General features: G+C 43.8%; 23 protein-coding genes. 9 read left to right on the forward strand and 14 right to left on the reverse strand.

From position 1 onward, the window contains the following. Nucleotides 1-81: 81 nt before the first annotated feature. From FLA_RS30670 to FLA_RS30685, 4 genes are all read right to left on the reverse strand, one after another. On the reverse strand, nt 82-645 hold the full coding sequence (locus FLA_RS30670) for a Crp/Fnr family transcriptional regulator (protein WP_076379654.1): 564 nt from the start codon (nt 643-645) through the stop codon (nt 82-84). A 30-nt stretch (nt 646-675) separates the two neighbouring features. Beyond that, nucleotides 676-2,346: a hypothetical protein gene (locus tag FLA_RS30675; RefSeq protein ID WP_076379653.1), complete on the reverse strand. Its 1,671-nt coding sequence runs from the start codon at nt 2,344-2,346 to the stop codon at nt 676-678. A gap of 321 nt (nt 2,347-2,667) precedes the next feature. Continuing rightward, nucleotides 2,668-2,982 (reverse strand): hypothetical protein, encoded by a 315-nt coding sequence (locus FLA_RS30680; RefSeq protein WP_076379652.1) that lies wholly within the window; start codon nt 2,980-2,982, stop codon nt 2,668-2,670. A 29-nt stretch (nt 2,983-3,011) separates the two neighbouring features. After that, nucleotides 3,012-3,701, reverse strand: a complete 690-nt coding sequence (locus FLA_RS30685) for a TIGR02117 family protein (protein WP_076379651.1) — start codon at nt 3,699-3,701, stop codon at nt 3,012-3,014. 287 nt (nt 3,702-3,988) lie between these two features. Here FLA_RS30685 and FLA_RS30690 point away from each other — a divergent pair, with 287 nt between their 5' ends. From FLA_RS30690 to FLA_RS30700, 3 genes are all read left to right on the forward strand, one after another. Further along, nucleotides 3,989-5,194 (forward strand): PepSY-associated TM helix domain-containing protein, encoded by a 1,206-nt coding sequence (locus FLA_RS30690; RefSeq protein WP_197705842.1) that lies wholly within the window; start codon nt 3,989-3,991, stop codon nt 5,192-5,194. A 147-nt stretch (nt 5,195-5,341) separates the two neighbouring features. Further along, nucleotides 5,342-7,711, forward strand: coding sequence for a mechanosensitive ion channel family protein (locus FLA_RS30695; protein WP_076379649.1), 2,370 nt, complete (start codon nt 5,342-5,344; stop codon nt 7,709-7,711). A gap of 56 nt (nt 7,712-7,767) precedes the next feature. Beyond that, a complete protein-coding gene (locus FLA_RS30700; RefSeq protein ID WP_076379835.1) occupies nt 7,768-9,129 on the forward strand; it encodes a glycoside hydrolase family 27 protein in 1,362 nt (453 codons plus the stop codon). 18 nt (nt 9,130-9,147) lie between these two features. Here FLA_RS30700 and FLA_RS30705 read toward each other — a convergent pair whose 3' ends face one another. The 7 genes from FLA_RS30705 to ubiE all read right to left on the reverse strand — a co-directional run bounded on the left by FLA_RS30705 (nt 9,148) and on the right by ubiE (nt 17,301). Next, nucleotides 9,148-9,681, reverse strand: a complete 534-nt coding sequence (locus tag FLA_RS30705; protein ID WP_076379648.1) for a hypothetical protein — start codon at nt 9,679-9,681, stop codon at nt 9,148-9,150. 32 nt (nt 9,682-9,713) lie between these two features. Further along, entirely contained in the window at nt 9,714-11,480 is a 1,767-nt protein-coding gene (locus tag FLA_RS30710) for an ABC transporter ATP-binding protein (protein WP_076379647.1), read from the reverse strand. 20 nt (nt 11,481-11,500) lie between these two features. Continuing rightward, complete coding sequence (locus tag FLA_RS30715; protein WP_076379646.1) at nt 11,501-13,048, reverse strand: YifB family Mg chelatase-like AAA ATPase; 1,548 nt, start codon at nt 13,046-13,048, stop codon at nt 11,501-11,503. Between the two features lie 64 nt (nt 13,049-13,112). Then, nucleotides 13,113-14,429, reverse strand: coding sequence for a MutS-related protein (locus FLA_RS30720; RefSeq protein WP_076379645.1), 1,317 nt, complete (start codon nt 14,427-14,429; stop codon nt 13,113-13,115). An 18-nt stretch (nt 14,430-14,447) separates the two neighbouring features. Then, the gene (locus FLA_RS30725; RefSeq protein WP_076379644.1) at nt 14,448-15,788 is read right to left on the reverse strand and encodes a dihydroorotase; all 1,341 of its coding nucleotides are present in this window, start codon (nt 15,786-15,788) and stop codon (nt 14,448-14,450) included. Nucleotides 15,789-15,844: 56 nt separating this feature from the next. Beyond that, nucleotides 15,845-16,585, reverse strand: coding sequence for a type IX secretion/gliding motility protein PorT/SprT (gene porT, locus FLA_RS30730; RefSeq protein WP_076379643.1), 741 nt, complete (start codon nt 16,583-16,585; stop codon nt 15,845-15,847). Further along, a complete protein-coding gene (gene ubiE, locus FLA_RS30735) occupies nt 16,558-17,301 on the reverse strand; it encodes a bifunctional demethylmenaquinone methyltransferase/2-methoxy-6-polyprenyl-1,4-benzoquinol methylase UbiE (protein ID WP_076379834.1) in 744 nt (247 codons plus the stop codon). The genes porT and ubiE overlap by 28 nt, the downstream gene beginning before the upstream one ends. A 218-nt stretch (nt 17,302-17,519) precedes the next feature. Here ubiE and FLA_RS30740 point away from each other — a divergent pair, with 218 nt between their 5' ends. The 5 genes from FLA_RS30740 (at nt 17,520) to rsgA (ending at nt 22,379) form a co-directional block, all read left to right on the forward strand. Continuing rightward, entirely contained in the window at nt 17,520-18,518 is a 999-nt protein-coding gene (locus FLA_RS30740; protein ID WP_076379833.1) for an AAA family ATPase, read from the forward strand. Nucleotides 18,519-18,523: 5 nt separating this feature from the next. Further along, the gene (locus FLA_RS30745; RefSeq protein WP_076379642.1) at nt 18,524-19,390 is read left to right on the forward strand and encodes a DUF58 domain-containing protein; all 867 of its coding nucleotides are present in this window, start codon (nt 18,524-18,526) and stop codon (nt 19,388-19,390) included. Then, nucleotides 19,387-20,385 (forward strand): hypothetical protein, encoded by a 999-nt coding sequence (locus tag FLA_RS30750; RefSeq protein WP_076379641.1) that lies wholly within the window; start codon nt 19,387-19,389, stop codon nt 20,383-20,385. Before FLA_RS30745 ends, FLA_RS30750 begins: the two co-directional genes overlap by 4 nt. Further along, complete coding sequence (locus FLA_RS30755) at nt 20,366-21,367, forward strand: vWA domain-containing protein (protein WP_076379640.1); 1,002 nt, start codon at nt 20,366-20,368, stop codon at nt 21,365-21,367. Before FLA_RS30750 ends, FLA_RS30755 begins: the two co-directional genes overlap by 20 nt. A gap of 85 nt (nt 21,368-21,452) precedes the next feature. Then, nucleotides 21,453-22,379: a ribosome small subunit-dependent GTPase A gene (gene rsgA / locus FLA_RS30760; RefSeq protein ID WP_076379639.1), complete on the forward strand. Its 927-nt coding sequence runs from the start codon at nt 21,453-21,455 to the stop codon at nt 22,377-22,379. Here the strand turns inward: rsgA and FLA_RS30765 are convergent. Both FLA_RS30765 and FLA_RS30775 read right to left on the reverse strand, forming a co-directional pair. Next, nucleotides 22,376-22,675: a DUF3630 family protein gene (locus FLA_RS30765; protein WP_076379638.1), complete on the reverse strand. Its 300-nt coding sequence runs from the start codon at nt 22,673-22,675 to the stop codon at nt 22,376-22,378. The genes rsgA and FLA_RS30765 overlap by 4 nt on opposite strands. Nucleotides 22,676-22,968: 293 nt before the next feature. Then, on the reverse strand, nt 22,969-23,499 hold the full coding sequence (locus FLA_RS30775) for a gamma carbonic anhydrase family protein (protein ID WP_076379636.1): 531 nt from the start codon (nt 23,497-23,499) through the stop codon (nt 22,969-22,971). A 121-nt stretch (nt 23,500-23,620) separates the two neighbouring features. On the opposite strand from FLA_RS30775, the gene FLA_RS30780 reads away from it, so the two are divergent. Beyond that, nucleotides 23,621-24,805, forward strand: coding sequence for an aspartate aminotransferase family protein (locus FLA_RS30780; RefSeq protein WP_076379635.1), 1,185 nt, complete (start codon nt 23,621-23,623; stop codon nt 24,803-24,805). A 90-nt stretch (nt 24,806-24,895) separates the two neighbouring features. On the opposite strand, the gene FLA_RS30785 is transcribed toward FLA_RS30780, so the two are convergent. Then, on the reverse strand, nt 24,896-25,288 hold the full coding sequence (locus FLA_RS30785; protein WP_144264050.1) for a hypothetical protein: 393 nt from the start codon (nt 25,286-25,288) through the stop codon (nt 24,896-24,898). Nucleotides 25,289-25,322: the final 34 nt, after the last annotated feature.

Consider the following 25,322-nt stretch of genomic DNA (forward strand, 5'->3'; position numbering starts at 1 on the left):
AATCATTCATTTATAACATCAAAACTAGCGGCCAGCTTCCAGCTTTCTTTTGACAATAGTCAAAAACGAAAATGGTATTTGTTAAAGGCGGTTACGTACCCGGCTTAAGGTTTCCTGCGACATGCCCAGGAACGAAGCAATATAGCCCAGCGGAACTCTTTCTAAAATATGTGGGTTTTGGGTAAGCAGGTTCTCATACAGCTCCTGTGCTGTTTTAAACTGTGCGTTTACATAGCGTTCTTCCAGTCGTATATAGTACTGTTCATATACAATACGTACCAGTCGTTCTATTTCGTGATGTTGGTTAAACAGTGCTGTTAGTTTGTCCTTGGAAATAGCCCATAGCACGCTGCCTTCCATCACCTGAAGACTTTCAATAGCAGGTTTTTGGGTAATAAAGCTGTGAAAAGAGGTTACAAAGTCATCTTCAAAACCAAACCAATGGGTAATTTCTTTACCGTTGAGGTTGTAAAAACTGCGAAGACACCCTTGCTGCACAAAATACATGTGTCTGCACACTTTACCTTCCTGAAGCAACAACTCGTTTTTAGGTAACACAATTTCTTCAAAGTTGTCGCGCAGGGCATGCTGTGCTTCCTGGCTAATGGGATAATATTTGTTTACATGATTCAGTAATAGGTCCATGTGTTAATCGTGGTTTAGGGTATTGGGGGGTTAAAAGTCGAAGGTACGCTTTGCCATATTTATTCGTAACCCTGCCATATAAAAGAATACGGCACTTCGGGGCATAGCCTGTACATTATAATTGCGGTGGGTAACTGAAAAGTCGAAGAACATATTTTCAAACAACTCCCATGAAGCACTGGCATTAGCGGTAAGGCTGGTAACGGGAATGCCGGAGCCAATAAAATACCCATTGGAGCGGGTGCGCGACAGATAGCTTCTGAATATATCTCCGCCCATATTTACACCTGCAGAATCAAGGCCCTGTTTAAACCAGGCGAGCTTGGCCGACAGGTATAATCTTTTTAGTGGCTGATAGTGTAATAAGGCAATGTATTCACGCACACTGGCACCCAGTGGGTGGGCCAGTGGCTGATGGTAATGGGTAAGATTAGTAACGCTGTCGAAGTTGGTGTAAGTAAAAGGGCGAATCAGGTTAGCTTCTACCTGTATGTCCAGGTTGCGAATGCCCAGTGCATTGATATACTTGCCACCTAGTTGAAACGCATGCTTGTTGGCGTAAGCTCCACTACTATAATGCATTACATCTTTAATCTGAAATTCGTTAATCAGCAACTGCCCATATAACTGCACTTTGCGCCCGATATTCGATTTTAAATCTATGCCTATATTGCATTTACCGGCTGCGCCCAGGTTACTTTCGGCAGCACGGTAAAAAATAACGGGGTTCAAATAACTTAACTGCAGGCCATATTTCCCATCTTCCATAATGTTCTCATAAATACCCAGGTTTAACCATTTGGCCAGCTGTATACTTAAATGGTGTATGGCCATGTAATTCACTGGTTTCATTTCACGGCCTTTTTGTGGTACAGATTGTATGGTTTGTGCAATAATCATTTCATAGTCAAGTTTCCATATCCGTGTGCGCAGGCGCATGAATAAATAGTTGTTGCTGAAATCGCTTATATAAAGGCTTCTGTAACCGTTGCCGATGAAAAGCTTGTCGTAGGCAAACTGTATGTCAAAGTAGCGTGCAGCTTTAAAAGAAAAGCCGCCTTTCATATCAAAATAATCGTAACCGCCATTTTTATAAGGTTTGTAAAAGCCCGCACCTGGTACTGCATCGTGTTTAGTAATCCAGTCTTGCACAAATTGCGGGTCGCGCTCCTGGGTGTCAGTAACATACTGGTAAAATGAAATTCTTTTTCCAATATTACCCCTCAAAAGCAATCCACGTGAGTTTTGGTATAAGTTGGGAGTACCATCATTGGCTTTGCCATATTGCAGATATAACAAAGGTTCTACCCGTAAAGTGAATACAGGAGTGTTTACCATATACATATGTGCGGGCGATTGGTAAAAATGTTTCAGTAAAGGCTTGCGTAAAAACGAATCTGTATAATGCCTGGTCCATTCCGAATTGTCCAGTAACATACGCTTCATATTATACCTGTCAATAGCCGAAAGAGATAATGCGTGTGGGTTGGCTTGTTGCAGGCTGTCCAGGTATTCAATGCGTTCAGTAATATCTTTTCTGTTATAAGGTTTTACAGTAGTAAAGCCCAGTATGGTGTCGTTGGTAAGCATAATGTCCAGCCTGTCCAGAAGCTGATAGCCTTTGGCGTGCAGGTATAGGTTGTCCGACTGGGCATAGCATATGTTTGCCAGTAGCAAACAGGCACATAAAATTCTTGTCATTGTAGCAGCTTATGGGTGTTGACGAAATAGTGTTGGTAAGAGGATGTCTGTAGAAGTTGTGTTTAGTGGTTAAGGTTGATTGTTCTAATCATCAACACTTGTTGTCTTCAATTGTTGGGGTGGGGCAGGAGGCTTGTGATGCAAACGCACCGGGCATTACAGACGCATGTAGTAGGGGTTGGGGACACAGCAAGTGTCGCTGTTGTATAGCTGTCTTAGTATTATATATAATATAAAATTATAGTTAATAAAGTAACGGTATCAGCACATGAGACAGGTGCAGATGCGATGTTTGGTCTGATAGGGCTATAGATGTATACTTTAGCAAAGATGATCCAGCCGGAAAGGATTCAGCAGATCTTCCAGTTTGCCTATGCTTAGTAAATCGCGTATAGCATCTTCTATACACTGCCGGGTGAGTTCTTTTACAAACAGATCGGGAATGCGGGAGGTGCGTGCCTGTGCGGGTGTTTCGTGCTGGTGCATGGCATTGTCCAGGTATTGGTAAGTGCCTACCTGTAAGCCATAATATTTTCCATCCGGAAGGTCTACATGAATATTACAAAACCCGTTTTCTATATGCCAGTTGCAGGGATTAAACACCTGAAATTCTAACCACAGTGAAAAGTTTTTCATGAGAACAGGGGATGAGGGGTGAAGTATTTTTATTTGTTTGGATACTGATAAAAGATCCCTGTATCAAAGATGGTCCATTTACAGGCTTTTTGCCCACAGCTTTTTAAACCGTTATTGGCCCAGGTGTTACAGGTATGAAATAAATGATAACTGCCTTTTGCTTCATAAAAAGCATCGTGCTTGCCATAGTTGGCGCTGGTTTTAATCACTACCGGTTGTCCTTCTTTCATAACAAGTGTGTTGTTAATATAGTCTACCAGTCGTTTGTATTGTGCTTTGCTTATTTCCAGCTTACGGCATTGCGCCCCTTCGTGCATGGCAGTGTAGTAGGTGGCGTGTATAGCCGATGTGCTCAGGCTAAAAGCTGCTTTAAACGCAGTGCTGAATTTTAAATCGCCCCAGGTGGGGGTTTCCAGGTAAAAACCACGATCGCCCCAGCCAAAGGCCAACCATTGGGCAGTGGTATCGGTGTGTGGCGTGTTGCCAAATGGAATTGCCCGGCTCCAGTCGGCTATTTCTGTTTTTACAGGCACTACCAGGTCGGTATGCACTCCATTGGTAAGAATGTATACGGGCACTTCGGCCACGGTGTCTTTTTCTTTTTCCGTACTCATCCGCGAAAGGGTATAGGCGGCAAGCAGGTAAATCAAAATCAGTACTACCAGCGTTATTACAGTATATCCTATTATGCTCAATATCTTCTTTACAATGATTATCATACAGTGGATGGTCAACAAAGTTGTGTTACCGGATTAAAATGCTTCAAATATGATGAATTTTAAGCAGCAAACCGCCCCCTTGTTTATACGAATAAAAGCTAATAAGTTTCCTGATACCGTAACCGTTTTTCCCGAATAGGTAATCAATTGCCGTTGCCGGGGTGCATTTTTGCAGCCAGGAACGTTGCACAATCTTTGAATACACTGCATTTTTCACATATTCTGATGGTTTTACGGTGATGGGTATAGATAAAAAACAAAAAACGCACAAACCCAAAGGGAAATCTTTGTTCAGGCGCATCAATGACTGGCTGCACTTGTGGCTGGGGCTGGCGAGTGGTATTGTGGTGGTAATAGTAAGTATTACTGGTTGTATTTATGTGTTTGAGCGTGAAATACGCACAGTTACCGAGCCTTTTCAATATGTAAAAGCCGAAAACAAGCCTTTACTGCCGCCTTCTGTTTTAAAGCAGAAAGCGGAGCTGTTTGCCTTTGGTGGTAAAACCGATACGCTGGAAAGAAAAATTAACGGCGTTACCTATAACGCGCCTGGTTATGCTGTCATGAGCAACTACTCTACCAAGGCCAAAGGATACTGCATCATTTATCAAAACCCCTACACGGGCGAGGTATTAAAAGAAAAACGCCTGGAAACGGACTTTTTCAGAACGGTGCTGATGGGGCATTACTACCTGTGGTTGCCACACGAAGTGGGTCATGTGGTGGTAGGCTGGGCTATTTTCATTTTTCTGTTGCTGCTGATTACCGGTTTAATTATGTGGTGGCCTAAAAACCTGAAAAAGGCGAATGTTGATAAGAGTTTTAAAATAAAATGGGGTGCCAGTTTTAAACGGGTAAACTACGATTTGCATAATGTGATGGGCTTTTATGTGTTGCTGGTGGCTTTTGCCATTGCCGTTACGGGCCTGGTGTGGAGCTTTGAGTGGTTCAGTAAATCGTATTACTGGACTCTTTCGGGAGGTAAAACCCTGAATGTAGGCCGTAACAATAAGCCTAAACTGGACAGCGCTTCGCTCACAAAAGTGCTGTTTACACATCCGGAAGATGTGTTGTGGCAGCGCATGATGGCACAATATCCTAACAACCAGGGTTCGTTGCAGGTGCAGTTTGCTGCTAAAAAGGGCAGCACCCTCAATATTGGCTATAACCCTCAGGCTAAAACCTATTATAAAAGAGAATTCCGGTCTTTTCATCCTGCCACCCTGGAAGAGATCAAAGGCAAAGGCATTTATGCCATGCCTTATGCAAAAGCCACTGTAGCGGATAAGATATACCGTATGAACTACGATATTCACGTGGGAGCCATTGCGGGCCTTACGGGAAAAATCATTGCTTTTTTTGCCAGCCTTACCTGTGCCACTTTACCTGTTACCGGTTTTATTATCTGGTGGGGTAAAAAGAAAAAGAAGAAAAAGCCGGCTGGTCGAAAAAAAGAAGCTGTTCATCAGGAAAAAGCTTTAGAAATGGTGTAATATTTAGTGAGCTGCAATAAGTTTACCGGCTGTATGGCCGGTGCTTACTGTGGTTGAATTATCGTAACGCGATAATATTAAAACGGGCCGGCCGTCTATTTCACGGATAGTGTAAATATATTCGCTGAAACATATTATAGACATTCTATGACATCCCCCATTCCCCGTTTTCTCCTGCTATTAGTATGTGTATTGCTGACTGGCGCTTCTGTATGGGCGCAACAGGACACCTCTCATTTCAGAAGGCCTGGATTTTCAGCAGAGTCGTTATTTGCCGATTCCGGAAAATTAACGGCATCTGATTACACAGAACGTATACAGGAAGTATACCAGATACTGAGCCATATTAACAGCAGTGCTCATTTACGCAGAGAAGTGAAAGACCTGGCAGGTAAACTGGCAGAATGCGACAGTGCATTACAGGTAGTGAACCGCGTAGTATCGGTAGAAGGCAACGCCACCAATGTACGCAACCTGCAAATGTTTAACGTGCTGCTGCAAAATGTGCAGAGCGATGTGGCATCGTATGAGAGTGAAATAGACACTGCTGATAATTTACTGCAGAGTTTAAAAGAAGAAATGCGCTTAATGGTGCGGGATACCACCTTACGCCAGCTGGTAAGGGATTCTATGGCCAGAAGGCCTTTTATGGATCAGCTGAAAAGCATCCGCGCTAAAAGAAGAATGGCCGACAGTTTATTAAGAAACGGCATTGCCATGGTAAGCCAGCTGAAAATACGTGCTTCTTCTATCTCCATTTTATCCTCAGAATTAACCAGCAAGGTCAATGAAAAATTAAGGATATCCGGCTTTAAGGCTTTTGGTAAGGAAATGCCTTACCTGTGGGAGTCCGGTAAGGCCAAAAAAGCAGCGGCTGCTATAGCGAAAGAAAATGCCGGTGCTTTGAATGACGAAAAAAAGGCATTGAACTATTACCTGAAAGATGCAGGACCTAAGCGTTTGCTGCTGTTGTTGTTTGGTGCTGTGTTTTTATGGTGGATTATCGTAAATATCAAAGTCATCCGCAAGGCAGGTATGGCGCATACGTTTAAGCACTACCATATTCAATTACTGGCTATGCAGCCCTGGGCAAGTGCTTTTGCACTGATGTTTAGTATTGCGCCTTTATTTGACATGAATGCGCCTGCGGTGTATGTAGAAAGCATGCAGTTTTTCCTGTTAATAGCGCTCACCTTTTTATTTTACAAGCAATGGCCCCGTCAGCTGTTTTATAACTGGTTGAGTGTAATTGCTTTGTTTTTACTGTTTACCTGGGTAGAACATACTACTACACCCACTTTACTGCGCCGTTATACTTTTATTATCTTAAACATAGCTTCTATTGTTGCCTGGGTTACTTTCCTGCGCAGGCTGCCGGAAGAGATTGCTTTAAAGCGTTTTATCAAGGTGGTGATCTACTTTAACTTCGTGTTGAACGTAGCAGCTATTTTGCACAACGCTTTTGGTCGTATCTCTTTATCACATCAGTTTGCTACCACGGCCATTTTCTCGTTCACCAGTGTAATGGGCTTATCGGTTTGTTACAAAATATTTACCGAGGCTATTCTGTTGCAGGTGCATGCCAGCCGCGTGCGTCAGGGCATACAAAAAAGCTTTGAAGTAAAAGTGGTAACAGAAGGTTTCCGCAAACCACTTTTTGCCGTGTTGTTGTTTATCTGGCTGGTAGAGCTTACCACCAATTTAAACATGTATGGTCCCCTGGCCAAAGGCATATCCGGTTTCCTGAGCATTCCACGCAGCATAGGCAGTATCTCTTTCACTTTTGGTAGTGTAGCCTTGTTTTTCCTGATTATTATGCTGGCGCACATGTTACAGCGTTATATAGGGTATTTTATGGGCGCTGTGGATGATGAAGAGGAAGAAGGTGCTAAGGGGCAACGTTCACGTCTGTTAATGACCAAGCTGATATTGATTACAGCAGGTTACCTGCTGGCGGTGGCAGCATCTGGTTTACCGGTAGATAAAATTACTATTGTGCTGGGTGCGTTAGGTGTAGGTATTGGTATGGGTTTACAAAACATTGTAAACAACTTTGTATCGGGTATTATTCTCATTTTCGACAGGCCACTGCAAATTGGCGACTCTGTGGATGTGGGTAGTAAATCGGGTAAAGTAAAAGAAATAGGATTGCGTTCCAGCACTTTATTTACACCGGATGGCGCTGAGGTAATTATTCCTAACGGGGATATTTTATCGCAGCAGATTACTAACTGGACGTTTAGCAACAGCTATAAGCGGTTAGATATTTCGGTAACTATTGCTGGTGCAGCTGATAAAGAAACATTGGAGAAGCTGATTACCGATGCTTTAAGCGCTTCGCCTTTTGTACTGGATCAAAAGCAACCTGTTATCCTGTTTGAAAAGCAAAAAGGCACAGAAATAAGCATGAAAGTGTATTTCTGGTGTACCGATGTGCAGAAGGCCGAGTTGGCTAAAAGCTCTGCCCTGTTTTTGCTGTACAAAGCGGTTACAGAAAAGGGACTGGAGCTGAAATAAAATATTGTACGATTGACATTTATTGATAAATTCGAATGGTAAACTCCAATGCCATTATGAATAAGATGTTTGTTGTATTAGCCTCTTTATTACTGGGCTTGTGTACTACAGTTACACAAGCCCAGTCTTTTCACAACTGGGCCCCCACACCTCCTATGGGATGGAATAGCTGGGATTGCTACGGCCCCACCGTTACCGAAACAGAAGTAAAAGCCAACGCCGATTACATGGCTACCTATCTGAAAAAATACGGATGGGAGTATATAGTGGTGGATATCCGCTGGTATGTGGGTAATGACAAAGCACACGGTTATAACGAGAAAGACGCAGAACTGTCAATGGATGGTTACGGACGTTTTACCCCTGCTGTTAATCGCTTTCCCTCCGCTGCGGATGGAAAAGGCTTTACTGCACTAGCCAGTTACATTCACAAAAAAGGATTGAAGTTTGGTATACACATTATGCGCGGTATACCGGTAGAAGCGGTAAAACGTAACCTGCCTATATTGGGTAGCAAGGCTACAGCACGTGATGTATATACCGATTCTATCCAATGTAAATGGCTCAGGGATATGTATACTGTGGTAGCCGGTAAAGAGGGCGCACAGGAATATTATAACTCCATTATTGATATGTATGCTTCCTGGGGAGTAGACTTTATCAAGTGTGACGATTTATCCCGTCCTTATCACGCCGCAGAAATTGAAATGCTTCGCAAAGCCATTGCCCGTACCGGCCGTAAAATAGTACTCAGTACCTCACCCGGCGAAACACCTTTGCCAGATGCCAAACATGTGCAGGAACATGCCAACATGTGGCGCACAGTAGATGATTTCTGGGATAACTGGAAGCATTTGAAAGAACACTTTGATGTGTTTGAAAGATGGAACCCTTACCGTGTTACAGGTGGATGGCCTGATGGTGATATGTTACCCCTGGGCAGAATTGGTATTCGTGCCGAAAGAGGAAACAACCGCATGAGCGCCTTTACCAAAGACGAGCAATATACCTTAATGACGCTGTGGTGTATTTTCAGATCGCCCTTGTTTTTTGGTGGCGACCTTCCTTCCAACGATGCTTTCACACTGTCGTTGATTACCAATAAAGAAGTATTAGGCGTATTAAACCATAGTAAAAACAACAAACCCTTGTTTAACAAGAATGGTTTAGTTGCCTGGATTGCAGAGGATGCTAACGGCAAAGACAAATACCTGGCCCTGTTTAATGCATTGGATAAGCCGGATGCCAATGCTACAACAGTGAACATTCCTGCTACCTGGAGCGAGTTAGGTATTACCGGAAAAGCCAGTGTAAAAGACTTGTGGAGCGGTAAACAACTGGGTGAGTTTGCGGGCGAATTTTCTCCCGCCATTCCTTATCACGGCGCTGGGTTGTATAAGCTGAGTATTAAAAAGTAATGAAATAAAAAAAGGGGGTTAATCCCCCTTTCCTTTTTCGCCTTCGAAGTTGTCAGTTTTATGTTTGAACAATACATTGAACGTGGTAAGCGATCCATACACACGGGTAATATATTGTTGCAGGTTTATCTTGTCTTCGTCTGTTAAAACCGTATGGGCGTTAATGCGTTGTTCCATAACGCGCAGGCGGTCGCGCAGCATTACTATTTTGTGAAAGAACACATCAATAGGTACTTCTTTATCTTTTAAAGAGTCGTCGCCCGGGCGCAGTATCATTACGCCGTTCTTCCATTTTTCACCTAAAGGAACTATTTCAGACACATCGCTCCAGGTGCGTAAAATTTTAATAAGGGCGTCTTCTGCTTCGCTAAAGCTGACGTTGTATTCCGATTCAATTTTTTCAATTACTTCCAGATCATCTTCTTTCTTCACCTGTTTAATACCTTGTTCTATAAAACAGATGTCGTACATTCTTTTGTGAACATGTATTACCACCCCGGTTCCGAAAGAGGGGTGTATAACGCGTGATCCCACGCCTAAGATTTCATACATACGGCATTTTGGTTTTTAATATTAATGAAATATTATTTTCTTTCTCCAATTTGCTGGCGCCACATCGCATAGTATAATCCTTTTTCGGCCAGCAGGCTTTGGTGTGTGCCTGTTTCTGCCACCTGCCCTTTTTCCAGCACATAAATACGGTCGGCATGCATAATAGTGCTTAACCGGTGTGCTATCAGCACGGTAATCTGTTCTTTCTTTTCAGAAATCTCTTTTATGGTGGTGGTAATTTCTTCTTCCGTAATAGAATCCAATGCCGAGGTGGCTTCGTCAAAAATAAGCAGGCGTGGATGACGCAGTAAGCTGCGTGCAATGCTTAAACGTTGTTTTTCACCCCCGCTTAGTTTTAAACCACCTTCGCCCAGCACCGTTTCCAGTCCTTTTTCGGCACGTTGCAGTAATGGAAGACAGCTGGCTTTGCCCAACACATCCATAAGTTGCTCATCGGTAGCGGAAGGTTTTACAAACAACAGGTTTTCGCGTATGGTGCCGGCAAACAGTTGGGTGTCTTGTGTCACAAAACCAATTTGTTCGCGTAAGGCATCGAAATAAATATCGTGCGAGTTAATGTTGTTATACAGCATTTCGCCATTTTGTGGAGTATACAAGCCCACCAGCAATTTTACCAATGTGCTTTTACCACTGCCCGAAGGGCCTACAAAGGCAATGGTTTCTCCTTTGGCAGCTTCAAAGCTGATATCGTCCAGTGCTTTATACTGAGCAGTCTGGTGTTTAAAGGAAACATTGTGAAAAGCCAGTGTTTCTATATTACCTACAGGAGCAGGAACTACTGGTTTAGGCTCAACCGCTTTTTGCATCAGGTTGTGAAAGTTATTCAGGGATGCTTCTGCTTCGCGATAGGAGAGTATGATGTTTCCTATTTCCTGTAATGGTCCGAAGATGAAGAAGGAGTACAGTTGCATGGTAAACAACTGGCCCACCGAAAGCTTGTCTCTAAAAATGAGAAACAACAACAGGAACAGAATTACCTGCCTGAGTGTGTTTACAAATGTGCCCTGGATAAAGCTGAGGGTACGAATGCTTTTTACTTTCTTTATTTCCAGCCCCAGTATTTTATAGGTAGTGTTATTTAACCGGTTTATTTCCTGCTCACTCAACCCCAGACTTTTTACCAGTTCAATATTGCGCAGGCTTTCTGTGGTACTTCCCGCCAGGGAAGTGGTTTCCTGTAAAATGTTTTTTTGTATCACCTTTATTTTACGGCTTAACAAGCTGGTAAGCCATGATAATAAAAGCACACCTAAAAAGTAGGCGGCTGGTATAGACCAGTGAATGGTAAAAGCATATACAGTAACAAAGCCCACGCCTACTATGATGCCGAAAAATACGTTGATAAAGCTGGTGATGAATTTTTCGGTATCCGTTCGTACTTTGGTAAGAATGCTGAGGGTTTCGCCGCTACGTTGATCTTCAAAGTCCTGGTAAGGCAATTTCAGTGAGTGTCGTAAGCCATCTGTAAATATTTTGGCGCCGAACTTTTGAATAATCACGTTTACAAAATAATCCTGGAAGGCTTTGGCTATACGAGAAACCATAGCTACGCCCATACTGGCCAGCAGCAGTAATATTACGCCACTAATAAATTCAGGTAACTCGCGGGGATGTTGATTCTTGTCATCAAAAAAATGGGGGTGTTTGGCAAAACGGTCAATGATCTTTCCAAAAATCATTGGGTCCATTAAAGAAAAACTCTGGTTAATGAATGCTAAAAACAGCGCTAACGTAACCAGCCATTTATACGGTTTTAGGTACAATAAAAGTGTTCGCATAACGCAAGTTACATAGTTCTTTAATTCCCCCACGCTTCTCTGTCAAGACTGCGGTATTGTATGGCTTCGGCAATGTGCGCTGTTTGCACTTCTGTGCTGCCCGCAAGGTCGGCAATAGTGCGGCTTACTTTTAATATCCTGTCGTAGGCGCGGGCGCTTAAATTTAAACGGCTCATAGCTATTTTTAATAAAGCGCTGCCATTGTTATCGGGCATGCAATGGGCTTTTAAAAGTTTGGTGTTCACTTGTGCATTCGCGTATAAGCCGGGCCATGCCTTGTAGCGTTCGGCTTGTACAGTGCGTGCCTGTATCACTCGCTGCCGTATCATAGCCGAGCTTTCTGTGGCCGTGTGTTCGTTGCTGTTGAGTTGTGCAAAGGCAACGGGAGTAACTTCTACATGCAGGTCAATACGGTCCAGCAAAGGTCCTGATATCTTATTCAGGTATTGCTGCACTTTACCTGGCGCACAACTACATTCTTTTTCGGGGTGATTATAAAAGCCGCAGGGGCAGGGATTCATACTGGCTACCAACATAAAACCCGCGGGAAAATCCAATGCGGTACGTGCGCGGGAAATAGTCACTTTTCTTTCTTCCATAGGTTGCCGCATCACCTCCAGCACCGATCGTTTAAACTCCGGAAGTTCATCTAAAAATAACACACCATTATGCGCCAGGGATATTTCGCCGGGCTGTGGGTTGGCACCTCCGCCTACCAAAGCCACATCACTAATGGTATGATGTGGTGAGCGAAAAGGGCGTTGTTGTATTAAGGCAGTATGCAACGGCAGCTTGCCGGCCACACTATGTATTTTGGTGGTTTCTAAAGCTTCATCCAAACTAAAAGGGGGCAGTATGCCGGGAAGGCGTTTGGCCAGCATGGTTTTACCCGCGCCGGGAGGGCCTATTAATAAAACGTTGTGTCCTCCGGCGGCGGCTATTTCCAAAGCGCGCTTAATGTTTTCCTGTCCTTTTACTTCGCTGAAATCCATGTCGTTTACACTGGCTTGTTGCTGAAAGCCAGCGGCTGCATTGCCCATTACCGGTTGCAGATTGGTTTCGCCTTTAAAAAAAGCAACCACCTGCTGCAGGTTGTCAACACCATATATATCCAGGCCTTCCACTATGGCTGCTTCACTGGCATTGGCGGCTGGTACTATCAACCCGGTAAAGCCTTCGCGCTTAGCCTGTAAAGCAATAGATAACACACCTTTCATGGGCTGTACCTTTCCATCAAGGCTTAGTTCGCCCATAATAATGTATTCCTGTAAACGGAGGGGATGTGTAAGCTGATCGGTGGCACCTAGTATGCCCATGGCTATGGGAAGGTCAAAGGCGCTACCACTTTTTTTAATGTCGGCAGGGGCCATGTTCACCACCAGTTTGGTGCGTGGCATATACAGGCCATTGTTTTTTATGGCGCTTTCAATGCGTTGAAGGCTTTCTTTTACAGCGTTATCTGGCAAGCCTACGATAAAGTATTTTAAACCTGCACTTACATTTACCTCAATAGTAATAGTAATTGCGTCCACGCCATACACGGCGCTTCCATAGGTTTTTACTAACATAGAGAGTGGATTAATGACTAAAAATAAGCGTTTAGTCACTAATCCAAATCACATTACAACTAAGTTATAACCGTTCCAGCATTTCCACTATACCTTCCTTTTTCAGTATCAGGTAGCCCAGCCGGTCGTTGCTCACACCTTCTTTTAACTGATAACTAAACACCAGCTGTTCGTTGTGTATGCTGGTTTCAAAATACCGGAACTGGATGTTGGGATATTGCTGTAAGCTTTCGCCAATTTCGTACAGGTGGGTAGACAGGATGAACAAGGCATTCTTCATTTTACGAAGGCCTTCAATAACGGCAGTGCTGCACTTCATGGCGTCCTGTACGTTGGTGCCTTTGAAAAGTTCATCAATCAGTATCAGCCATTTTTTACCATCGTTAATTTTTTCAATGGTTTTGCGAATACGTTGTACCTCGTTATAAAAATAGCTTTCGCCTTTAATGATGTTGTCGGCCATTTGAATATTGCTCAGCAAGCCATGAAACATAGTCAGCTGCATGCTTTGCGCAGGCACGCCCATGCCCGCATGGGCCAGATACACCGCTACACCTACCGCTTTAATAAAGGTGCTTTTACCTCCCATATTAGCCCCTGTTAAAAACAGGAAGTTTTTTTCGGGGGTGAGTCCTACAGAATAAGCCACCGGTGTTTGTAGCAAAGGATGGTAGAGTTCACTGGCTTTTAATAAAGGCTGCTCCTGCTCTACAAATTCGGGAAACTGCAACTGGTGTGTTTTGCAGGCGGTGGCCATACCATACCAGGCATCCATCAGGTAATATATGTCCAGCAGCTCGTATAACTGTTGCTTATAGTGCAGTCGTAAAAAACGGCCATATTCCAGCACCTTATGCGGGGCTAATGGCTGTTTAGGAATTTCCTGCAGCATAGCGCGTATTACGGGATGCTCCAGTAAACGGGCAATGCGGGTGATATGCTGTTCTAATATGGGCGGGGCATCAGGCTGATATAACAGCCTGGCGGTGCTTTGTAACCCTTGAACAAAATCAATACAGTGTGTTACGGAATAACGGATGGCTGAGTAATCGGCCCCGTTCATTAATTTATACATCAGTGCCGAAAAGGCATTGGGGTTGGAAGGAATGTCGGAAACAGCTGTTTCATAAAAACGGCCAACCACCATTACGGTACCGTTGGATATTTGTTCCGGCCATTGGGCATGCACACTAATAATTAATTGCAGCACTTGTTGGGTGCCCCTTATTTCTGCCAGGTTCGACAGTGGGCTGCCTAACAAATGCCGCAACATGTCCCGCCCACCAATGGTGCGGGCAAAATCGATATGATGAAAAACGGACTGCTCTTCCTCCGCATGAAAGATAGAAAGGTCGGAAAGGGTTGTTTTGTCTGCCTGCATGCAATAGTTGTTAAATGGTTATTCCCTGTTAAATCTAAGCCTCATTCCATTATTAGATTCATCGAAGCTACCATTTCCATAAACCAGGTGCCCATTTACAAAAGTATGTGTAACGGTGGCGGGATAGGTAAAGCCTTCAAAGGGGCTCCAGCCACATTTATACAAGATGTTGGAAGAACTTACTGTGTAGGGTTGGTTCAGGTTTACCAGTACCAGATCGGCATAATAACCTTCCCGTATAAACCCTCTTTCTGCAATCTGAAAGCAGGTAGCTACCGCATGGCTCATCTTCTCCACTACTTTTTCAATGGTAATTTTTCCCTGTTGCACATAATACAGCATGGTTAATAAAGAATGCTGCACCAGTGGCAGGCCGGCGTGAGCATGCTCATAAGCTTCATTCTTTTCTTCCAGTGTATGTGGAGCATGGTCGGTAGCAATTACATCCAGCCTGTCGTCCAGTAAACCCTGCCACAGTGCTTCCCGGTTAAAAGGGGCTTTGATAGCGGGGTTACACTTAATGCGGTTGCCCTGTGCAGCATAATCATCGCTGGTAAAATGCAGGTGATGCACACACACCTCGGCGGTAATACGTTTATCGGCCAGCGGCACCATGTTGGTAAACAGCTGTAATTCTTTTTGGGTGGTGATATGTAAAATATGCAGGCGGCTGTTGTGCTTTTTGGCAAACTGTATGGCCCGGAAAGAAGATTCAAAACACGCTTCTTCGTTGCGGATGATAGGATGGTCGCTGGCATCCAGTAACGGCTTTTCGTTTTTACGTGCTTCCAGGTTGCGTTTGATTATAGCTTCATCTTCGCAATGGGTAGCTATCAGCAGTTCTGAGTTGCCAAATACTTTTTCCAGCATCAGCGGGTTATCTACCAGCAGGTTGCCGGTGCTGCTGCCCATGAATATTTTTACACCGCATACACGGTCTTTCTTCTCATTGGTTTTAAGTACCTCTTCAATATTGTCATTGGCAGTGCCCATGAAAAAAGAGTAGTTGGCCAGCGAAGTGCGGGCGCCTATATCATATTTCTGTTCCAGCAGTTCCTGGCTAAATACGGGCGGCTTGGTATTGGGCATTTCCATAAAACTGGTAACGCCGCCGGCTACTGCTGCTTTGGCTTCGGTATATATAGTGGCTTTATGTGTAAGGCCGGGTTCGCGAAAATGAACCTGATCGTCTATAGCGCCTGGTAAAAGGTGTAAGCCAGTTCCGTCAATTTCAGTAACGGCTTCTGTTACCGCTATGGTGCCGCCTACTTTTTCAATACGGCCGTTCTTTACCCACACATCTCCCTGTGTAATGGTACCCTCATTGACTATGCTTGTATTTCTGATAAGGTAGTTCATGGGGCAAAAGTAAACCCACTGCTTCCAATATGCAAAAGTAAAAACGGGTAGAGATACTAGTCTTCGAGGTTCAATGTAATAAATATCATGCGTGACTGTAATTTGTCAAATACGCTGGAGTACTTCAGGCTGGGGTCACGTGCGTGTATATTGGTAAGGCCGCTGCTGAATTTAATTTCAGGCGACACGGTTACAAACTTGAGATAGAAATTAAACCCGATACCTGCTTCTACGCCAAAATCGTATTTGCGTAGTTTTACCAGGTTTTCGGCATTGCGGGCTGCGCTGTTGCTGGCCAGGTCAATATCATATTTAATCCCGCCCAATAAATAGGTGCGGAAATTATAAATGCGGTCGGAGTTAAATTTAAAATGAAGGGGTAAGCTTACAATGGTAGAGGGCATAGAGCGGGTTTCTGTAACAGACTCACCGCGTGCCGGGTTTTTAAGCGTATACGTAAAGTATTTAGAGCCGCCGATAATTAACTGCGGGTTAGATCGTAATGACCAGCGGGGCGTTAATTGCAAGGTGGCTAACAAACCCAGCGAAATACCTCCTTTGGCACCGGGGTTGGCTACCAGTACGCTGTCATTCTCTAAAAAATGTTCGTTTTTAGAGGTGTGCAGGTAAGAGGTGTTATAAGCCAGGCTTATACCAAAATAATACAGGTAATTGTCATGATCGGGCCTGTTCAGGCCTTCCCTAATCCAAAATTGGGCGTGCGCTGCTGAGGCAGTTAGTAAAACCAGTAAAATTCCTGCTGAGCAGGCTATTTGCTTCCGCAATAAATGCAACATATCCCTAACGTGAGTGTTTTATAGCTCGTATCTCTATATCCTAAACCTTGCATAATACTAACTAACTGTTCGCGTTCGGGAAATGCCTGAACAGAGTCGTTCAGATATTGGTAGGCTTCTTTGTTTTTTGCCAGCATTTTACCTACCCCGGGAGCTATCAGGTTCATATATATGTTATACAGGGTTTTAAAAACGGGTTCTTTCGGTCTTGAAAATTCCAGCACAACCAGTTTTCCACCGGGCTTTAACACGCGTAACATTTCTTTCAACCCTTTTTCCAGGTTCTGAAAGTTACGCACACCAAAAGCCACTGTAATGGCATCAAACGAATTATCCGGAAAATTTATTGTTTCACTGTCTCCTTTCTGTAAGTCAATAATAGCACTTAATCCTTGTTTAACTATCTTCTCGCGGCCAATTTCAAGCATTCCCTCAGAAATGTCTATTCCGGTTATTTTTTTAGGCTGCAGCATGCGGGCAGTCATAATAGCCACATCACCTGTGCCGGTAGCCACATCCAATACGTTCTGGGGTTGCAGGGGCTTTAACAGATTAATTGCCTTTTTTCGCCATTTTACGTCTATGCCCGCGCTTAAAAAGCGGTTCATAAAGTCATACCTGCCAGCTATGCTGTCAAACATATTGGCTACCTGCTGTTTTTTTTCCAGCTCACTATCCTGATAAGGAACAACATGGTCGTGTGCGAAATTTGCCATAGGCGCGAAGATACATAATTGATGCATGTTGAAATAGTTATCGTTTTAGGCCGATTGTTTTCCCCTTGTCTTAGGGGTATATGGTGCTAATCACCTATATTTTTCGTAATTACGCGGTTTGAAAACCTGCTGATTCTATTTACAATAGTAAAACAGTGGTTTCTGGCCTGGTAAAACACACTGTTTACATCGTACATTCACAGCACAATAAAAAAGGAATGCATACAGGAGAAGATATTCGCAGGTTAAACGAGCAGATACAATATGCTGCCGGATTTATTGATGTATTGCGTGCAGAAATGAGCAAAGTGGTGGTAGGGCAGCAATACATGGTAGATCGCTTGTTGATTGGTTTATTAAGTAACGGCCACGTACTGCTGGAAGGCGTACCTGGTTTGGCTAAAACCCTTACCATTAAATCACTGTCTCAGGCGGTGCACGCGCACTTTAGCCGTATTCAGTTTACGCCGGACTTATTACCTGCCGACGTGGTAGGTACTATGATTTATAACCAGCAAAGAGGTGAGTTTGTGGTGCGTAAAGGCCCCGTGTTTGCCAACTTTGTACTGGCGGATGAAATTAACCGTGCCCCTGCAAAGGTGCAGAGTGCCTTGCTGGAAGCGATGCAGGAACGCCAGGTTACCATTGGTGAACATACTTATCCGCTGGACGATCCGTTTCTGGTACTGGCTACTCAAAACCCGCAGGAGCAGGAAGGTACTTACGCCTTGCCGGAAGCCCAGGTGGATCGTTTCATGCTGAAAATTGTGGTAGGTTATCCTGATAAGAAAGAAGAGCAAATGATTGTTCGTTCTCAGGTATTAGGTTTGAAAGGACCTAAAATTACCCCGGTTGTACGCATGGAAGAACTGGTAAAAGGCCGCGATCTGGCCCGCCAGGTGTATATGGACGAAAAGATCGAGCAGTATATTGTGGATCTTGTTTTTGCCACCCGTTTCCCGGATCAGTATGGCCTGAACAAGTTAAAACGCTTTATCAGCTTCGGTGGCTCGCCACGTTGTAGCATTTCATTGGCCCTGGCTGCAAAGTCACAGGCTTTCATGAATAAAAGAGGTTTTGTAATACCAGATGATGTAAAAGCAATTGCGAAAGATGTAATGCGCCACAGGGTAGGTATTACCTACGAAGCAGAGGCGGAAAACATTAAATCTGATCAGCTTGTGGATGAAATTATTAGAGTAGTACAAGTACCATAGTGTCTATGACATCAGCAGAAGTAATTAAAAAAGTACGCACGCTTGAAATTAAAAGCAAGCGTTTAACCGATCACATGTTTGCCGGGGAGTACCTTACTGCCTTCAAGGGCAGGGGTATGAAGTTTAAGGAAGTGCGTGAGTACCAGGCAGGCGATGACCCCAGGTTCATTGACTGGAACGTGTCGGCACGTATGGGCCAGACATTTACCAAGTTGTTTGAAGAAGAAAGGGAGTTAACGGTTTACCTGCTGGTAGATGTGAGTGCAAGTAGCTTATTCGGTACTTTCCGCGAAACCAAGCGTGATCTTATCACACAAATAAGTGCGGTGCTGGCCTTTTCTGCCATAGCCAACAACGATAAAGCCAGTCTTATTTCGTTTAGCGACAAGGTAGAAAAGTACATGCAGCCTAAAAAAGGCCGCGACCATGTACTGCATATTGTAAAAGAATTGTTGACATTTAAACCCAGGTCGGCAAGTACAAGGCTGTTAAAAGCCCTGGACTTTGTAAACCACGTGTCTAAACACAAGAGCATTATTTTTATACTGAGCGATTTTGCCGATACCGGTTATCGCGATGTATTACGTGTAGCAGCACGCAGGCACGACATTATAGGCATTCAGGTGTACGACAGACGCGACAAGCAGTTGCCGCGTATGGGTATTTTACAGGTGCGTGATGCCGAAACAGGACAAACTGTTTGGTTAGATACCAACGACCTGGTAACACGTACCCGTTATAACGAACAGTTTCTGCGTATTAAGCAGGAAGCTAAACTCTCATTCCGGGATGCAGGATGTGACCTGTTACAAATTGCAACAGGGGAAGATTACGTAAAAGCATTGCAGGAATTCTTTATCAGAAGAGCATGACAAAAAAGTTTTTGGTTTATTTCTTATTGGTTTGTTTGTTATCCTGCTTTTCTGTTGTGCGGGCACAGCGCGTGTCGGCAGAGCTGGATAAAGACAAAATACTGATAGGTGGTCAGGTTACCCTGCAGGTGAAACTGGAGGATTTTAACCCCCGTTTGTTTACCCTACAGTCATGGTTCAATATTCCCGATACCGGTAACCACATTGAAGTGGTAAGGCGTGGGAAAATTGACACTGTTCTGGTTGGGGGATACATTACCTATATCCAAAAACTGGTGATCACTTCTTTCGATTCCGGCTCGTGGAAGCTGCCTTTGCTGGCGGTGAACGTTTTTCGCCAGGGCGAAAGCAAGTCTACTGAATTAAAAGCCCCCTGGTTAAACCTGGATGTACTTACGGTAGATGTTTCTGCCATGAAAGAATACCATCCGGTAAAAGGCATTGTTGAAATAAAAATTCTCAACAACGTGTGGCTGATAGGGGTGCTGGCGATTATGTCGCTGGTATCGGGCTACATTCTGTGGTGGTTTATCCGTGTAAGGAAACGGGCCCGTAAAATGGCCCACCTGAGCAGGCTGCGTAAACGTGGACGTTCGCCGCTATACAGGGCAACACAACAGTTTACTGCGCTGAAGAAAGCGGTGCCAATCCCTTACGATCAAATCAAAGAGTTCTATACGCAGGTAGATGATATCTGCAGAATATACCTGTCGGAAATGTTCCTGGAACAAACCATGCAGTGTACTTCTGAAGAAATTATGGTACTGGTAAGAAAATACATTACCGACGAAGAAGCAGTAGAGGAGTTTAGAGTGATGCTGGTAATGTGTGATTCTGTGAAATTTGCCAAGTATCTGCCATCAGCTGCGGCTGACGATCAGCTGGAGTTTATTGAGGTGGCAGCACAGATATTACAACGCATTAACAAACTGTCGAGGTCCAGAACAAAAACCAAATCCAAGAAGAAAAAGAAAGATGCTGACAAAGTGGATTAATGATATTGAATTTGCCTATCCGTTGGCATTGATAGCATTGCTGATAATACCTATTATCATATGGGACTACCTGCGTACCAATAACCGGGTGCAGGCATCTATGATAATAACCACCACCCAGTTTTTGAACAAAAGCAACATGAAAAGTTTGCGTACCAATTTGCGCCACCTGCCATTTGGTTTACGTTGCCTGTCGTTGTTGCTGATTATGATAGCCCTGGCCCGTCCGCAAAAGAAATACTCGGCCCAGAAACTGGAAGGGGAGGGTATTGACATTGTGCTTTGTTTTGATATCAGTGGTAGTATGACGGCCCGCGATCTTTTGCCTAACAGGCTGGAAGCGGCCAAAGAAGTGGCGGTGAACTTTGTGAACAACAGACCTGGTGACCGTATTGGTATTACCATCTTCAGTAACCAAAGCTTTACCCTTTGCCCGCTAACACTGGATCATAATACCGTATTAAACCAGATTCAGAATATTCAGAGTGGTTATTTGCAGGATGAAGGTACTGCCATCGGATCGGGGCTGGCTACCAGTGTAGACCGTTTACGTGCTGCACAATCCAAGTCTAAAATTGTAGTGTTATTAACAGATGGTATAGACTTTGGCGGGGTCATTCCTCCGGATATAGCCAAAGAAATGGCCAAGTTGTACAAAATAAAAGTATATACCATTGGTGTAGGATCGGACAGTACGGTTAGCCAAATGGTAAATGGGGTAGCGGAAGTTACCAAGCTTCAATACAACGAAAGCTTATTAAAAGAGCTGGCTGATTACACAGGCGGTCAGTATTTTCACGCCAATGATAAAAGCGGGTTAAACAAGGTATATGGTAGTATTAACCTGATGGAAAAATCGAAAGTGGAAGTAATCACTTTCAACAAATTCACAGATAACTACCGGGGCATCTTAATAGCTGGATTGCTGGTGCTGGTGATAGAGCTGGTCATACGGTACGCCATACTTCGAAAATTTCCCTAAAAAATACTTCAAAAGGGCTATACCGGCAGGTGTAGCCCTTTTTGTTTCAAAACCAATAACTTCGCAGCTTATATTAATTACAACCATGCGGGCGTTAATTTACAAGTCAACAGGTAGCTGGTATATAGCCAGGGGAGAAGATGGACAGTTGTATAACGCCCGGGTGAAAGGCTCGTTTAAGGTAGAAGGACTTACTTCTACCAACCCTATTGCGGTGGGCGACGAGGTGAACCTGAACCCGGAAGACGAAGCGGATAATGTGGCTACCATTACAGATATTCACGACCGCCGCAATTATATTGCCCGCACCTCGCCACACAACAAAAACAAGCACCATATTGTAGCATCCAATATTGACCAGACCTTATTGTTTGCTACGTTGAAAGATCCTAAAACGTCACAGGGCTTTTTAGATCGTTTCCTGGTTTCGGCCGAAGCGTATCATGTACCTGCTATACTGGTATTTAATAAAAGCGATCTGTTTCGTAAAAAAGAACAGGAACTGTACGATGAGTTGTGGAACATGTACACAGCTATAGGGTATACGGTGCTAAAAATAAGCTTGAAACAGGGAGAAGGCATAGAAGAGCTGAAAACATTGCTACAGGATAAAACCACCCTGGTAAGCGGACATAGCGGTGTAGGTAAATCAACCTTCATCAATCACCTGTTTCCGGATATGGAATTGAAAACGCAGGAGGTGAGTGGTTGGAGTGGCAAAGGTTTGCATACCACTACTTATGCCGAAATGTTTGATTTGCCATTTAACGGAAAGATAATAGATACGCCGGGTATAAGAGAGTTTGGTCTGGTAGATATCAGCCGGCAGGAGCTGTCGCATTATTTCCCCGAAATGCGAGCGTTACTCAATAATTGCCAGTTTAACAATTGCCAGCATATTAACGAACCGGGTTGTGCAGTAAAGGCCGCTGTTGAAAGCGGGGAAATTGCCGAAAGCCGTTTCTTCAGTTATTATAACATACTGGAATCGATAGACGCTAAAAGTTACTAAACGGCCTTGTTGGGTAGTAAACTACTTACCAGCTGTTCGGCCGTAGTGTGATCTTTTTGCGAATGGGTAAACAGGGTAATACCATTATAGATATTATACTGTAAGGTGAGATGGCGTCTACGATATGTAAAGTGCCATTCAATATTATCCGCTTCATCTGTTTTGCTGGTAAAACGAACTTTTTTGTCGTTACCCAGCTGGCGGGTAATAGAATAAAATTCATGCAGCGTTGCTGCATCTTCAACAATAGAAAAACTGCTGGTTGGTGTGCTGGTGCTGTGATATCTGGTTTTCATAGTAACCCCCTTTCCTTCTCAAAGTTTATTCATTTTATATTTAGCCTTCGCGGCTTTTTTCAATACTTTTTTGTCTTTGGGGTTTTCGGCGATAATTCTTTCTGCTCCTACATTTCTACCATCACTAGGACACCCTTTACCTACTCGACACGATTGAAAGGTTAGGGCAAATAACATGCTAGAAAAAAGGATAGTCCGCGTCATCAGTTTTACCATAATGGTATAATTAGGATTTAAAGCAGTTAGTTTCGGTTGTTACACGAACTATCCTACTTAAATAGACAATTGATTTATTATTTCGCTGCATTAAAATCCGAAAACCATGAAGAATATTTTACATAATTATTAGCAATACGGTCAATTTCGCCATGAATCATCTCTTTTGAGATGTCTTTCACTTTTTTTGCAGGAACACCTGCGTAAATACTCCCTGATTCTACAATTGTTCCCTCCAGTACCACGGCACCAGCGGCTATAATAGAATTGCTGTTTACTACGCAACGGTCCATTACAATAGCACCCATGCCTATCAGCACATCATCGTGCAAAGTGCAGCCATGCACCAGGGCATTGTGGCCAATGGAAACATTGTTGCCAATAAGGGTGGGATTTTTTTCGTAGGTACAGTGAATCACTGCGCCATCCTGCACATTCACTTTGTTGCCCATTTTAATGAAATTAACATCGCCTCTGACAACAGCGTTAAACCAAAAGCTGCAATCGCTGCCGGCAATTACATCGCCAACGATAGTGGCGTTAGGGGCTATAAAGCAGTTTTCTCCAAATTGAGGGTGTTTGCCCAGAACGGGTAAAATGGTAGCCATAGTTACGTTTGAAATAGTAAGTAATGATTGATTGGTTGTTTACCAGATATACGATGTAAATGTAAGCCTAAAGTAGTTTAGTTGGCCCGCGTTGACGGCAGATAACCGATCTTTGCCGATTATGAATAACAGGCAATTGTTTCAGCAGCATGTGGCGCAAACTTCGCCGGCCCCCATAGGGCTGGAAATGGTAAAGGCTGCGGGCATTTATCAATACGATACAGAAGGAAAGGCCTATGCCGACTTAATTTCAGGCTTTAGCGTATGCAATATCGGGCATAGTCATCCAAAGGTAATAGAAGCGGTACAACAGCAGGCAGCAGCGTATATGCACCTGATTGTGTATGGCGAGTTTATTCAAACGCCCCAGGTTACCTATGCTAAAATGCTGGCCGATCTGTTGCCGGCTTCTTTAAACAGTGTTTATTTTACCAACAGTGGGGCCGAAGCTACTGAAGGGGCTATGAAACTGGCCAAACGGGTAACCGGCCGCAGCCGCATTATCTCTTTTAACAACAGCTATCATGGCAGCACACAGGGCGCATTAAGTGTAATGGGCAGTGAGTATTGGCGCAATGCTTTCCGGCCATTGTTGCCCGATGTATACCACTATAATTATAACAGCCAGGAAGCGATTGATGCTATAGACCATAACACCGCCTGCGTAATAGCAGAAACCGTACAGGCCGAAAGTGGCATTAACCGTCCTGCAGCCAGCTGGATACAGGCCTTACGCGCCAAATGCTCTCAAACAGGAACATTGCTGATACTGGATGAAATACAGGCTGGATTCGGTCGCACAGGCTCGCTGTGGGCTTTTGAACAATACCAGGTGGTGCCGGATATATTTCTATTAGGTAAAGCACTGGGTGGCGGCATGCCCCTGGGCGCTTTTATTGCCGATAAAAGCCTGATGGATCAGTTTACTGTAAACCCGGTACTGGGGCATATTACCACTTTTGGGGGCCATCCTGTAAGCTGTGCTGCCGGTAAAGCAGCATTGGAAGTATTATTAAGTGAAGGAGATATAGCAGCGATTCCGGAAAAAGAAAAAGTGTTGCAGCAATTAAACCATCCGGCCATTGTGCAGGTACGTACTGCCGGTTTATGGGCGGCCATACAATTTAGCAGCTTTGAAGTAAACCACCGGGTAATACAAAAATGTATTGCCAACGGGCTGATCACTGACTGGTTTTTGTTTGCTCCTGAATGCTTGCGCGTAGCGCCGCCGTTAATTACTACAGTACAACAGCTGGAAGAAATTGCGGCCATTATTAACAGGAGTATACGCGAAGCGTTAGACTAAACTATCATACACCACCATAGCATACAAGTTGAAAGTAACAGCTACTTTCAACTTGTAATGGGGTAATAAGTATTGTATCAGGAAGAGATACTATTCAGCGGCTGGTGTAGCGGCAACAGCTGGCTTAGCCTGAGGGGTCTTGGTTTTAGCCGCTTTGGTCTTTTTCTTTTTAGAAACGGTTGTTTTTACCTTTTTGGCTTTTTTAGCCTGCTTTTCTACAATGGCTTCGGTTGTAGTGGCTTTAAACCCTTCTGTTAAGATTTTAGCGGCTTTTTTAGCCCTGTTGCTAAATTTTTTATCGCCCAAAGTAACTTTTAAGTCCGAAAAGGCTAATTCTATACGTTGGATAATTAATGTTCTTACTTCTTTTTTACTTGCTTTTGTGTTCGACATTCTTCTGGTTTTAATAAAAAGGTAACATAAAGTTAATATAGGATTTCTTTGTCTAATGTTAAGTTTTCTTATTTGAACCAGAATTAACAATGGGCCGTTTTTAACGGCCCCGTAAGGTGCTTTT

The organism is Filimonas lacunae (genome assembly GCF_002355595.1).
Classification (GTDB): Bacteria; Bacteroidota; Bacteroidia; order Chitinophagales; family Chitinophagaceae; genus Filimonas; species Filimonas lacunae.

Bases quoted from the DNA above. Each gene is read 5' to 3' on its own strand.
- FLA_RS30725 (WP_076379644.1), bottom strand. From the start codon at position 15,788: ATGAACTACCTTATCAGAAATACAAGCATAGTCAATGAGGGTACCATT.
- FLA_RS30740 (WP_076379833.1), top strand. From the start codon at position 17,520: ATGCATACAGGAGAAGATATTCGCAGGTTAAACGAGCAGATACAATAT.
- FLA_RS30670 (WP_076379654.1), bottom strand. From the start codon at position 645: ATGGACCTATTACTGAATCATGTAAACAAATATTATCCCATTAGCCAG.
- FLA_RS30700 (WP_076379835.1), top strand. From the start codon at position 7,768: ATGAATAAGATGTTTGTTGTATTAGCCTCTTTATTACTGGGCTTGTGT.
- FLA_RS30720 (WP_076379645.1), bottom strand. From the start codon at position 14,429: ATGCAGGCAGACAAAACAACCCTTTCCGACCTTTCTATCTTTCATGCG.
- FLA_RS30695 (WP_076379649.1), top strand. From the start codon at position 5,342: ATGACATCCCCCATTCCCCGTTTTCTCCTGCTATTAGTATGTGTATTG.
- porT (WP_076379643.1), bottom strand. From the start codon at position 16,585: ATGTTGCATTTATTGCGGAAGCAAATAGCCTGCTCAGCAGGAATTTTA.
- FLA_RS30775 (WP_076379636.1), bottom strand. From the start codon at position 23,499: ATGGCTACCATTTTACCCGTTCTGGGCAAACACCCTCAATTTGGAGAA.
- ubiE (WP_076379834.1), bottom strand. From the start codon at position 17,301: ATGGCAAATTTCGCACACGACCATGTTGTTCCTTATCAGGATAGTGAG.
- FLA_RS30745 (WP_076379642.1), top strand. From the start codon at position 18,524: ATGACATCAGCAGAAGTAATTAAAAAAGTACGCACGCTTGAAATTAAA.
- FLA_RS30765 (WP_076379638.1), bottom strand. From the start codon at position 22,675: ATGAAAACCAGATATCACAGCACCAGCACACCAACCAGCAGTTTTTCT.
- FLA_RS30755 (WP_076379640.1), top strand. From the start codon at position 20,366: ATGCTGACAAAGTGGATTAATGATATTGAATTTGCCTATCCGTTGGCA.
- FLA_RS30715 (WP_076379646.1), bottom strand. From the start codon at position 13,048: ATGTTAGTAAAAACCTATGGAAGCGCCGTGTATGGCGTGGACGCAATT.
- FLA_RS30710 (WP_076379647.1), bottom strand. From the start codon at position 11,480: ATGCGAACACTTTTATTGTACCTAAAACCGTATAAATGGCTGGTTACG.
- rsgA (WP_076379639.1), top strand. From the start codon at position 21,453: ATGCGGGCGTTAATTTACAAGTCAACAGGTAGCTGGTATATAGCCAGG.
- FLA_RS30780 (WP_076379635.1), top strand. From the start codon at position 23,621: ATGAATAACAGGCAATTGTTTCAGCAGCATGTGGCGCAAACTTCGCCG.
- FLA_RS30705 (WP_076379648.1), bottom strand. From the start codon at position 9,681: ATGTATGAAATCTTAGGCGTGGGATCACGCGTTATACACCCCTCTTTC.
- FLA_RS30685 (WP_076379651.1), bottom strand. From the start codon at position 3,701: ATGATAATCATTGTAAAGAAGATATTGAGCATAATAGGATATACTGTA.
- FLA_RS30680 (WP_076379652.1), bottom strand. From the start codon at position 2,982: ATGAAAAACTTTTCACTGTGGTTAGAATTTCAGGTGTTTAATCCCTGC.
- FLA_RS30750 (WP_076379641.1), top strand. From the start codon at position 19,387: ATGACAAAAAAGTTTTTGGTTTATTTCTTATTGGTTTGTTTGTTATCC.
- FLA_RS30675 (WP_076379653.1), bottom strand. From the start codon at position 2,346: ATGACAAGAATTTTATGTGCCTGTTTGCTACTGGCAAACATATGCTAT.